We start from the raw sequence: 11,782 nt of genomic DNA, 5'->3' as shown, positions 1-11,782 counted from the left end.
TGGGCGCTTAACCGAAGAAGCTCTGGCCGTTCTTGGCCATTTCACGCAGCTTCGCAGTCGGGTGGTACAGCGCGCCCAGATCAGCGTACTGGTCAGCCAGGGCAACGAACTCGGCCACACCGATCGAATCGATGTAGCGCAGCGCACCGCCACGGAATGGAGGGAAACCGATACCGTAGACCAGACCCATGTCGGCTTCGGCGGCGGTTTCGACAATGCCGTCTTCCAGGCAACGCACGGTTTCGAGGCACAGCGGGATCATCATCCAGTTGATGATGTCCTCGTCGGTGACTTCGCGCTGCTCGTAGACGATCGGCTTGAGCACTTCCAGTACCGACGAGTCGGCGACTTTCTTCTGCTTGCCGCGCTTGTCGGTCTCGTAGGCGTAGAAGCCCTTGCCGTTCTTCTGGCCCAGGCGCTTGGCCTCGTAGAGCACGTCGACGGCCGAACGGCGGTCGTCCTTCATGCGATCCGGGAAGCCTTCAGCCATGACGTCGCGACCGTGGTGGCCGGTGTCGATGCCGACCACGTCCATCAGGTACGCCGGGCCCATCGGCCAGCCGAATTTTTCCATGATCTTGTCGATGCGCACGAAGTCCACACCGGCGCTGACCAGCTTGGCGAAACCGCCGAAGTACGGGAATAGCACACGGTTGACCAGAAAGCCCGGGCAGTCGTTGACGACGATCGGGTTCTTGCCCATTTTCTTCGCGTAGGCGACGGTGGTGGCAATCGCATGTTCGCTGGACTTCTCGCCACGGATCACTTCCACCAGCGGCATCATGTGCACCGGGTTGAAGAAGTGCATGCCGACGAAGTTTTCCGGACGCTTGAGGGCCTTGGCCAGCAGCGAAATGGAAATGGTCGAGGTGTTCGAGGCAAGGATAGTGTCCTCCTTGACCTTGTCTTCGACTTCGGCCAGTACCGCTTGCTTGACCTTCGGGTTCTCGACAACGGCTTCGACCACCAGGTCGACATGGCCGAAATCGCCATATGACAGGGTCGGACGAATGCCATTGAGCACTTCGGCCATCTTCGCAGCGGTCATGCGACCTTTGTCGACGCGGCCGACCAGCAGCTTGGCGGCTTCGGCCAGGCCCTGCTCGATCCCGTGTTCGTTGATGTCCTTCATCAGGATCGGCGTGCCCTTGGACGCCGACTGGTAGGCGATACCGCCACCCATGATGCCGGCGCCGAGCACGGCAGCCTGCTTCACATCACTGGCGATTTCGTCGTAGGCCTTGGCCTTTTTCTTCAGTTCCTGGTCATTGAGGAACAGACCGATCAGGCTTTGCGCAGCCGAGGTCTTGGCCAGTTTGACGAAGCCTGCGGCCTCGACTTCCAGGGCCTTGTCGCGACCGAAGCTCGCGGCTTTCTGGATGGTCTTGATCGCTTCGACTGGTGCCGGGTAGTTCGGGCCTGCCTGACCGGCCACGAAACCCTTGGCGGTTTCGAAGGCCATCATTTGTTCGATGGCGTTGAGCTTGAGCTTCTCCAGCTTCGGCTGACGCTTGGCCTTGTAGTCGAACTCGCCGCTGATAGCGCGCTTGACGGTTTCAAGGGCTGCTTCCTGAAGCTTGCCAGGTTCGACCACGGCATCCACGGCGCCGACTTTCAGCGCGTCTTCAGCACGGTTTTCCTTGCCCGCGGCAATCCATTCGATGGCGTTGTCGGCACCGATCAGGCGCGGCAGGCGCACGGTTCCGCCGAAGCCCGGGTAAATGCCCAGTTTGACTTCCGGCAGGCCGATCTTGGCCGTGGTGGACATGACGCGGTAATCCGCCGCCAGGCACATTTCCAGGCCGCCACCCAGGGCGATGCCGTTGATGGCCACGACGGTCGGTACGTTGAGGTCTTCGAAGTCGCTGAAAATACGGTTGGCTTCGAGGTTGCCAGCGATCAGTTCGGCATCGGGCAGCTTGAAGTTGTCGACGAATTCGGTGATGTCGGCACCGACGATGAATACGTCCTTGCCGCTGCTGACGATCACACCCTTGATCGAAGCATCTGCCTTGATAGTGTCCACGGCCTGACGCAGTTCATTCAGGGTTAGACGGTTGAACTTGTTGACGGACTCACCCTTGAGGTCGAATTTCAGTTCGACGATGCCACTTTCAAGAGCCTTAACCGTGATGGCTTTACCTTCGTAAATCATCAACTGATCTCCACGATATGGAAGCTGAACAGTACACGTTGAACGCTGACCGCAGGTATGGCATTGACGTTTACCGTCGATGCTACGCCAATCCGCCAGGCACACCCGTCAACGCGATAGTCGGGGTCTGTAGGAGCATTCTGAAAATACAAACGCTCAATTCATACGCCCGTTTGATTTGGGTACGTCACCTTCACGGAATTTCCGACAATTGTCAATCGCCCTAAACACAGGCATGAACGCGACTTTACGGTCATTTCCGTACCGTACGGATCCGCAACACGGCCCCGCATGAGCAGCTATTCATAGAATCAATAATTAGAAAAATCGCCCTAATTCCACACATAACGGATCCAACCGACTACGCTGTCGGGTGCGCGATTGAAAATTCAGGAATGAAGGGCGTTACGAACGCACGCCCTGGCACAGCTTGATTACCGGCCTGCCTGGCCAACCCGCCCGATGAGACTGTCGGGCTTTTTTATGTCTCAGGCCAATGCCTTGAGCACATCGGCAATGGCCAGCAACACACTGGCTTCGCCCTTCTCGCCCCAGTACAAGGCAATCATTTGTCGGTCGGCTTCGACCTTGTAGACGTTGGCCGGCAATTTTTCGAAATGATTGAGCAGAGATTCATCCAGGCAGACTTCCCGCCACTGATTGACCCAGACGCCCGGCGCAGTTTGCCAGTAGCTCCAACAGGCTGGTTGGCTGCCTCGCCGAGGCCGGTGGTACTGGGCGCAGGGGTTGGGCGGCTGCTGGCCCAGCCAGTGCGGCCACTCCTGCGGCGCCAGTTGCATGGCCAGGCCCAGGCGTCGTGCTTCCATGCGCAAGGCCATGCGCCCGCTCTGGACACGGGACGGACGCAACCATGCCAGTGGACTTAACACCACCAACAGGATTGACAGCACTATCCAGACCGTCATATTCGTACTCCCCGATTCTGATGAGCCCATTGACCCAGGTCGCGTCAATGCGCTTGAAACCAGCCATACTTACCGTATCGCAATTCTCTGGAGTGCTTTCCATGTACTACAACCACATCCTGGTCGCCGTTGACCTCACTGAAGAATGCGATCCGGTCGTCAAGCGCGCCCTCGCCCTTTGCGAAGGCCGAGACACCCAGCTGTCACTGGTGCACATCGTCGAACCGATGGCCATGGCCTTCGGCGGCGATGTACCGATGGACCTTTCCCAGTTGCAGCAGCAGCAATTCGACCAGGCCAAGGAACGCCTTGACCGACTGATCGTGAAATACCCGGCCCTGAAGAAGGAGTTCAGCCACCTGACCTACGGCCAGCCACGCCAGGAAATCCATCACCTGGCCAAGGAACAGGGTTGCGACCTGATCGTCGTCGGCAGTCATGGCCGCCACGGCCTGGCACTGTTGCTAGGCTCGACCGCCAACGACGTACTGCATGGGGCGCCTTGCGATGTGTTGGCGGTGCACCTGGTCAAGCGCACATAACCCCATACCCTGTGGGAGCGAGCCTGTGGGAGCAAAGCTTGCTCGCGATGAAGGCATCCCAGCCTGTCGAATGACCGCGTTATCGTTCATCGCGAGCAAGCTTTGCTCCCACTGGCTCACCCCTACAGGGGAATAGCGTTTCAAGTAAAAATCCCGGCGTCCATTGCTGAACGCCGGGATTTTTCTCAACGATGGATCAAGCGTCCAGTTCAGCCCAACGCTCGACCAGCGCGTCCAGCTCGGCCTGCAATTGCTCCAGATGCGCGATCACCTTGGCGGTTTCGGCGGCAGGTCGCTGGTAGAACCCGGTGTCGGCCATTTCGGCTTCTACCGCTGCGATCTGCTGTTCCTTCGCGTCAATATCACCCGGCAAGGCTTCCAGTTCACGCTGCAGCTTGTAGCTGAGCTTTTTCTTCGCCGGAGCCGGGGCCGCTGCGGCGGTAACCGGGGCTGGCTCAGCCTTGACCACGGCCGAATTCAGGTCGGCCTTGCCGGACTTGCTTTCGGTCACGCCCAAAAGACGCGGCGAGCCGCCCTGGCGCAGCCAATCCTGATAACCACCCACGTATTCGCGAACCAGGCCTTCGCCTTCGAATACCAGGGTGCTGGTAACCACGTTGTCGAGGAATGCCCGGTCGTGACTGACCATCAGCACAGTGCCGTTGAAGGTCAGCAGCACCTCTTCCAGCAACTCGAGGGTTTCCACGTCCAGGTCGTTGGTCGGTTCGTCGAGCACCAGCAGGTTCGCCGGCTTACTGAACAACTTGGCCAGCAACAGACGGGCGCGCTCACCACCGGAGAGCGCCTTGACCGGCGTGCGGGCCCGCTGGGGGCTGAACAGGAAATCGCCGAGGTAGCTCAGCACGTGGCGGCTCTGGCCGTCGATATCGATGAAATCGCGACCTTCGGCCACGTTGTCGATCACGGTCTTCTCCAGGTCCAACTGATGGCGCAACTGGTCGAAGTAGGCGACGTCGATCTTCGTGCCCTCTTCCACCTTGCCACTGGTCGGTACCAGGCCACCGAGCATCAGTTTGAGCAAGGTGGTCTTGCCGGTGCCGTTGGCGCCCAGCAGGCCGATGCGGTCGCCACGTTGCAGGACCATGGAGAAGTCCTTGACCAGGAACGGACCGCCTGGATGGGCGAAGCTGACGTTCTCCAGCACCATCACCTGCTTGCCAGACTTGTCAGCCGTTTCCAGCTGGATATTGGCCTTGCCAGTGCGTTCGCGTCGTTCGCTGCGCTCCACGCGCAAGGCCTTGAGGGCCCGTACACGGCCTTCGTTGCGGGTGCGACGGGCCTTGATGCCCTGGCGGATCCAGACTTCTTCCTGGGCCAGACGCTTGTCGAACAGCGCGTTGGCGGTCTCTTCCGCCGCCAGTACCGCTTCCTTGTGCACCAGGAAACTGGCGTAGTCGCCGTTCCAGTCGATCAGCCCGCCGCGATCCAGCTCGAGGATGCGGGTCGCCAGGTTTTGCAGGAAGGACCGGTCGTGGGTGATGAACAGCACCGCCCCCTGGAAGTCTTTCAGGGCCTCTTCAAGCCAGGCGATGGCGCCAATGTCCAGGTGGTTGGTCGGCTCGTCGAGCAGCAGCAGGTCCGGCTCGGACACCAGGGCCTGGGCCAGCAGGACGCGACGACGCCAACCGCCGGACAACTCGGCGAGGGTCTTGTCGGCCGGCAATTGCAGGCGGCTCAGGGTGCTGTCGACCAGCTGCTGCAGGCGCCAGCCATCGCGGGCTTCGAGGTCGTGCTGCACGTGCATCAACTTGTCCAGGTCGGCATCGGTGACGATGTTCTGGCTCAGGTGGTGATACTCGGCCAGCAGCGCGCCGACACCGTCCAGGCCTTCGGCAACCACGTCGAACACGGTCCGCTCGTCGGCCACCGGCAGTTCCTGGGGCAATTCGCCGATTTTCAGGCCTGGCGCGCGCCAGACCGAGCCGTCGTCGGGCTTCTGATCGCCCTTGACCAGCTTCATCATGCTGGACTTGCCAGTGCCGTTGCGGCCGATGATGCACACCCGCTCACCACGGGCGATCTGCCAGGACACCTTGTCCAACAACGGCATAGCGCCGAAAGCAAGGGACACATCGCTGAATTTGAGCAGGGTCATGAGCTTCTCCAAAAACTGGGCGCGCATTCTACCTGAGATGAGCCCTCAAGGGTCCGCCAATTTCGCCACTGAAGCACTCTGCACAACAAATGTTGCGAACTTGCGCCGACAGCCCCGCAAAGCTTTCGCCGGCTGCTGGCAAAAGGCTAAGCTACAGGCAGTTACCCTGGGTTAACCCTTGGGCTTGTCATGTTTTTTTCTGCCCGGACGTATCATGCGCAGTCGCCTTTTCAGTGCTTTATCTTGTCTTTTCATCTGTGCCACTGCCTTTCAAACCGCTCAGGCGGTGGATATTTCCACCCAGCGCCAGTATTACGACGAAGCCAAGCGCGCCTTGGCCAAGGGTGATTCCGGCCCCTATTTTCGCTACAGCCAGGCCCTGCGCGATTATCCGCTGGAGCCCTATCTTGCCTATGACGAATTGACCGCTCGCCTCAAGAGCGCCAGCAACGCCGAGATCGAGAAATTCCTCGCCGAGCATGGCGACCTGCCCCAGGCCAACTGGATGAAGCTGCGCTGGTTGCGCTGGCTGACCGAACGCGGCGACTGGGAAACCTTCGTCAAGTACTACGACCCCAAGCTCAATTTCACCGAACTGGACTGCCTCAACGCCCAGTACCAGCTCACCCATGGGCTGAAGGCCGAGGGCTACGCCAACACCGAGAAGTTGTGGCTCACCGGCAAATCCCTGCCCCAAACCTGCGATGCGTTGTTCGGCCTGTGGGCCGGCCAAGGTCAGTTGACCGAACAGAAACGTTGGGAGCGGACAAAACTGGCCGCCCAGGCGCGCAATTATCCCCTGGCCAACAGCCTGGTCAGCGGCCTGACCACCCTCGCCCCCCGTGGCAAGTTGCTGGTGGACGTGGCGCAAAAGCCCGAGTTGCTCAACCAGCCCTCGCGCTTTAGCCCGGCCGATGAACCGATGTCCGACATCGTCAGCCTTGGCCTGCGTCGCCTGGCCCGCCAGGACCCGGAAAAAGCCATGGCGCTGTTGGATGGCTACGCCAGCACCATGCATTTTTCCCGGGATGAAAAAGTCGCGATTGCCCGGGAGATCGGCCTGACCCTGGCCAAGCGCTTCGACGGTCGGGCCCTGGACGTGATGACGAAATACGACCCGGAACTGCGCGACGACACCGTTTCGGAGTGGCGCCTGCGCCTGCTGCTGCGCCTGGCCCGTTGGGACGATGCGTACCAATTGACCCGCCGCCTGCCCGAGTCGCTGGCCAGCACCAACCGCTGGCGGTACTGGCAAGCCCGCACCCTGGAGTTGGCGCAGCCGCAGAACCCCGAGGCCCTGACGCTCTACAAGCACCTGGCCCGTGAGCGGGACTTCTATGGTTTCCTGGCCGCCGACCGTTCCCAGTCGCCGTATTCGTTGGTGAACAAGCCGCTGGTGATGAGCCAGGCATTGATCAATAAGGTGCGCAACACCCCCGGCGTGCGTCGGGCGCTGGAGTTCCATGCCCGCGGAGAGATTGTCGACGGACGCCGCGAGTGGTATCACGTCAGCCGGCATTTCAACCGGGACGAGATGGTCGCCCAGGCGAAGCTGGCCTACGACCTGAAATGGTATTTCCCGGCCATTCGCACCATCAGCCAGGCCAAGTACTGGGACGACCTGGACATCCGCTTCCCGATGGCCCACCGCGACACCCTGGTGCGCGAAGCCAAGATCCGTGGCTTGCATCCAAGCTGGGCGTTCGCCATTACCCGGCAGGAAAGTGCGTTCATGGATGATGCCCGCTCCAGCGTCGGCGCCGCCGGCCTGATGCAATTGATGCCAGGCACCGCCAAGGAAACCGCGCGCAAGTTCAGCATTCCCCTGGCCTCCCCCCAACAAGTGTTGAACCCGGACAAGAACATCCAGTTGGGCGCGGCCTACCTGAGCCAGGTTCACAGCCAGTTCAACGGCAACCGCGTCCTGGCCTCGGCGGCCTACAACGCCGGCCCCGGTCGCGTGCGCCAGTGGCTGCGCGGCGCCGACCACTTGAGTTTCGACGTCTGGGTCGAAAGCATCCCGTTCGACGAAACCCGCCAATACGTGCAGAACGTGTTGTCGTACTCGGTGATCTACGGCCAGAAACTCAACTCGCCGCAACCGCTGGTGGATTGGCATGAGCGGTATTTCGATGATCAGTGAGGGTTAGCGGCAAGCGTTGAGCTTCAAGCGGCAAGCTGTTCCTGAAAAACAAAAAAATGCCCGTTTCGAAAGATACGGGCATTTTTTGTCGGTTACTTGGCCGGGTGCTGGACCCTGTGGGAGCGAGCCTGCTCGCGATAGCGGTGTAACAGTCGACATCATTGTCACTGATCTGACGCTATCGCGAGCAGGCTCGCTCCCACATTGGTTTCGACTCGTCAGGATCTCAACATCAGACTCACTGAACCGCATCACTCTGCTGATTGAACTGCAACGCCGCCAACCGCGCATACAGCGCATTGCTGGCGACAAGTTCCTGGTGAGTGCCCACGGCAACCACCTTGCCCTGGTCCATCACCGCAATCCGATCGGCGTTTTTCACCGTGGCCAGGCGGTGGGCGATCACCAACGTCGTACGGTTTTTCATCAGGCTGGGCAAGGCTTGCTGGATCAGGTGTTCGCTTTGCGCATCGAGGGCGCTGGTGGCTTCGTCCAGCAGCAGGATCGGCGCGTCCACCAGCAAGGCCCGGGCGATGGCCAGGCGTTGACGCTGGCCGCCGGATAGCCCGAGGCCACCGTCACCCAGGTGAGTCTGGTAGCCGTCGGGCATTTTTTCGATGAAGTCGTGGGCGTAGGCGATCTGCGCGGCCTCGCGCACCTGCTCCGACGACGCCTGCGGGTTGCCATAGCGGATGTTCTCTTCGACCGTGCCGAAGAACAGTGCCGGGTTTTGTGAAACCAGGGCGAAGTGGCGGCGCAGGTCCAGTGGATCGAGTCGAGTCAATGGCACATCGTCGATCAGGATCTGCCCTTGCACCGGATCATAGAAACGCAGCAGCAAATCGTAGACCGTCGACTTGCCCGCACCGGAAGGCCCGACCAGGGCCAGGGTCTCACCGGCCTTGATACTCAGGTCGAGACCGTCGACCGCGTAACTGTCCGGCCGGGACGGATAGGAAAAACGCACGCCTTCGAGGCGCAAATCGCCGCGGACCCGCGCCGGCAAGGTCACCAGGCCTGAAGCCGGCGGCTGGATGATGTTTTCCGAACGCAGCAACTCGGCAATACGCTCAGCCGCACCCGCCGCCCGTTGCAGCTCGCCGATCACTTCACTCAGGGTACCGAAGGCGCTGCCGACGATCAGGCTGTAGAACACGAATGCCGCCAGCTCACCGCCGGAAATCCGTCCGGCGATCACATCCATGCCGCCGACCCAGAGCATCACCCCCACCGCGCCCAGCACCAGCACGATCACCAGGGTGATCAGCCAGGCCCGCTGGGCGATGCGTTTGCGAGCGGTATCGAAGGCCTGCTCCACCGTCACGGAGAATCGCTGCTCGTCCTGGACCTGGTGGTTATAGGCCTGCACGGTCTTGATCTGGCCGAGGGTTTCGGAAACGTAGCTGCCTACGTCGGCAATGCGGTCCTGGCTCTGGCGCGACAAACTGCGCACCCGGCGACCAAATACCAGGATCGGCGCCAAGACCAGCGGCAGGGCAATCACCACAATGCTGGTCAACTTGGGATTGGTGATGAACAGCAGCACGATGCCGCCAACCACCATCAAGGCGTTGCGCAAAAACAACGACAGCGACGAACCGATCACCGATTGCAGCAAGGTCGTATCGGCGGTCAACCGCGACTGGATTTCCGAACTGCGGTTGTTTTCGTAGAACCCCGGGTGCAAGTACACCAGATGGTTGAAGACCTGCCGCCGGATATCGGCCACCACCCGCTCGCCGATCCAGGACACCAGGTAAAAACGCGAAAACGTACCGATCGCCAACCCAACCACCAGCACCATGAACAGGCCGATGGATTGATTGAGCAGGTGTGGTGAACGGGTCATGAAGCCCTGGTCCACCAGCAAGCGGATACCTTGGCCCATGGACAAGGTAATACCGGCGGTGACAATCAGGGCCAGCAAAGCGCCGGCGACCTGTTTGCGATAGGGGGCGATGAAGCCGCTGGCCAGGCGTATGGCACGGCGATGTCGGGAAGAAAGCATCAAGAGCATCCGTTAATGCAGCAGGGAAAAGGCCGGCCAGCGACGCCAAAGCGCAGCGGAACCTATTTGAATCAGAATGAGTCAGGTTAAATATGACCACAACGACTAGGGGCTAGATGTTATCGGTCTAAAGTCTGGCTGGAAACGCAACTGTGTTTCTGATTGAGTGGAGGTGTCGCCATGAACCTACAAGGAGTGTCATGGCTCGGTCACCTGGCGACATTAAAGTAGGCACACAACCTGATGAGGAGACAGGCCATGTCCTTGCAACACAGCAGCGACGACAAGATTCAAGTAATCCGCACGCAACCGGATCAGTCTCTGGGCTGCTCGTTCATCGATGCCCAAGGGCGCGAAGTACCGATCACCGAGGACATGATCCAGAAAGCCTGCAGCGAGCTGGAAAAACGACTGGTCAAGCCTGCCGAACAAAAGTGATACAGCCCGTCTCGATTGAACCCGACCTTGATGTCGGGTTTTTTATGCCTGGAAGACAAGGCTGCCATTGATCTCTGGTCCGACACAAAACCTGTGGCGAGGGGATTTATCCCCGCTGGGGTGCGAAGCACTCCCTGAAATCTGACGAATCCGGTGTGTCAGTTTTGAACCATGGGGCTGCTGCGCAGCCCAGCGGGGATAAATCCCCTCGCCACAAAAGGCGTCTAGACGATGGTGGCGCCCAGCGCGGTGACGATCTGCTGCAAGGTCGGGGACTGCCCTTCGATACGAACCTTCAAGCTGTCGATCTCCCGCCGTGGCGGATAATGCTTGCGCAAAGCATCGAACGCGCTGCGTTGCTCGCTGACCGTGCCCACCAGACTGCGACGAAAGTTCGCGTCGTCAACACGCGGGTCGTACACGCTCCGGCACAGCGCCGCCAAGGCCCAGGCCGGGTCGGTTTCGGCGTCCAGGGTGATACCGCCCAGCCAGGGCCGAGGCAACAGGTCGCTGAGGCTGACTTCAACCGGCCGCTCCAGGAAAGCACACAAGGCCTGGTAGATCTGGGCGGTGCCACGCTGGCGACCATCGAGGCTGTAACCGGCAATATGCGGGGTGGCGATCACGCACAAGTCCGCCAGGTCCACGTCCACGGTGGGCTCCTGCTCCCAGACATCCAGCACCGCCTGCAAGTCTTCGCGCTCCAGCAACACCTCGCGCAGCGCAGCGTTATCGATCACCGGCCCACGGGCCGCATTGATCAGCCAGGTCCCGGGCTTGAGTTGGTTCAGACGCGCTTCGTCGAACAGGTGCCAGGTCGGTTGCTCGCCGTCGCGCGTCAACGGTGTGTGCAGGCTGATCACATCGCACTGTTCGATGATCTGTTCCAGGCTCACATAGTCGCCCCCTTCGGCAGCCTGACGCGGCGGATCGCAGACCTTCACGGTCCAGCCAAGCCCCTTAAGCACCTCGATCAACCGCCCGCCCACCTGGCCTGCACCGACCACGCCGAATGTGCGCTGCTTAAGCTGCACGCCTTCGATTTCCGCCAGGGTCATCAGGCTGCCCAGCACATAGTCCACCACGCCACGGGCATTGCAGCCGGGTGCGCTGGCCCAGCGAATGCCGGCCTCGGCCAGATAATCCAGGTCCAGGTGATCGGTGCCGATGGTGCAGGTGCCGACAAAGCGCACTTTGCTGCCTTCCAGCAAGGCTCGATTGACCTGGCTGACCGAACGCACCAGCAGCACATCGGCTTGCTCGACCATCGTCCGGTCGATCCCCCGGCCCGGAACCCGGCGAATTTCGCCGAACCCTTGGAAAAATGCATCGAGCAGGGGAATGTTTTCGTCGGCGACGATCAGCATGGCGAAGCTCCTTTGGCGGGATGGGCAGTGTAGGCGTTCCGTTGGACCTGTGCATTACCCGGAGCGAATGATGTTGTGGCGAGGGAT

8 protein-coding genes are annotated in these 11,782 nt (G+C 60.6%); 3 read left to right on the top strand and 5 right to left on the bottom strand.

Annotated elements, in window-relative coordinates; translation table 11 throughout:
• Positions 1 to 7: 7 nt before the first annotated feature.
• Together fadB and DTP52_RS01815 are read right to left on the bottom strand one after the other, a co-directional pair.
• Complete coding sequence (fadB, locus tag DTP52_RS01820) at positions 8 to 2,155, bottom strand: fatty acid oxidation complex subunit alpha FadB (protein WP_109751577.1); 2,148 nt, start codon at positions 2,153 to 2,155, stop codon at positions 8 to 10.
• Between the two features lie 488 nt (positions 2,156 to 2,643).
• Positions 2,644 to 3,081, bottom strand: coding sequence for a hypothetical protein (locus tag DTP52_RS01815; protein ID WP_109751576.1), 438 nt, complete (start codon positions 3,079 to 3,081; stop codon positions 2,644 to 2,646).
• A gap of 101 nt (positions 3,082 to 3,182) precedes the next feature.
• On the opposite strand from DTP52_RS01815, the gene DTP52_RS01810 reads away from it, so the two are divergent.
• Positions 3,183 to 3,623, top strand: coding sequence for a universal stress protein (locus DTP52_RS01810; protein WP_109751575.1), 441 nt, complete (start codon positions 3,183 to 3,185; stop codon positions 3,621 to 3,623).
• 196 nt (positions 3,624 to 3,819) lie between these two features.
• Here DTP52_RS01810 and DTP52_RS01805 read toward each other — a convergent pair whose 3' ends face one another.
• Entirely contained in the window at positions 3,820 to 5,739 is a 1,920-nt protein-coding gene (locus DTP52_RS01805) for an ATP-binding cassette domain-containing protein (protein WP_109751574.1), read from the bottom strand.
• A 214-nt stretch (positions 5,740 to 5,953) separates the two neighbouring features.
• Here DTP52_RS01805 and DTP52_RS01800 point away from each other — a divergent pair, with 214 nt between their 5' ends.
• Positions 5,954 to 7,882, top strand: a complete 1,929-nt coding sequence (locus DTP52_RS01800; RefSeq protein WP_109751573.1) for a transglycosylase SLT domain-containing protein — start codon at positions 5,954 to 5,956, stop codon at positions 7,880 to 7,882.
• 238 nt (positions 7,883 to 8,120) lie between these two features.
• On the opposite strand, the gene DTP52_RS01795 is transcribed toward DTP52_RS01800, so the two are convergent.
• Positions 8,121 to 9,899, bottom strand: a complete 1,779-nt coding sequence (locus DTP52_RS01795; protein ID WP_162893807.1) for an ABC transporter transmembrane domain-containing protein — start codon at positions 9,897 to 9,899, stop codon at positions 8,121 to 8,123.
• A 249-nt stretch (positions 9,900 to 10,148) separates the two neighbouring features.
• On the opposite strand from DTP52_RS01795, the gene DTP52_RS01790 reads away from it, so the two are divergent.
• Positions 10,149 to 10,328: a PA1571 family protein gene (locus DTP52_RS01790; protein WP_003199629.1), complete on the top strand. Its 180-nt coding sequence runs from the start codon at positions 10,149 to 10,151 to the stop codon at positions 10,326 to 10,328.
• Positions 10,329 to 10,552: 224 nt separating this feature from the next.
• Here the strand turns inward: DTP52_RS01790 and pdxB are convergent, their stop codons facing one another.
• Positions 10,553 to 11,695: a 4-phosphoerythronate dehydrogenase PdxB gene (gene pdxB / locus DTP52_RS01785; protein WP_109751571.1), complete on the bottom strand. Its 1,143-nt coding sequence runs from the start codon at positions 11,693 to 11,695 to the stop codon at positions 10,553 to 10,555.
• Between the last annotated feature and the right edge of the window lie 87 nt (positions 11,696 to 11,782).

This window comes from Pseudomonas sp. 43mfcvi1.1 (genome assembly GCF_900115935.1).
Taxonomy (GTDB): Bacteria; Pseudomonadota; Gammaproteobacteria; order Pseudomonadales; family Pseudomonadaceae; genus Aquipseudomonas; species Aquipseudomonas bijieensis.
Note: the sequence above shows the minus strand (reverse complement) of the source record. Positions and strands in the feature narration are given on the sequence as shown.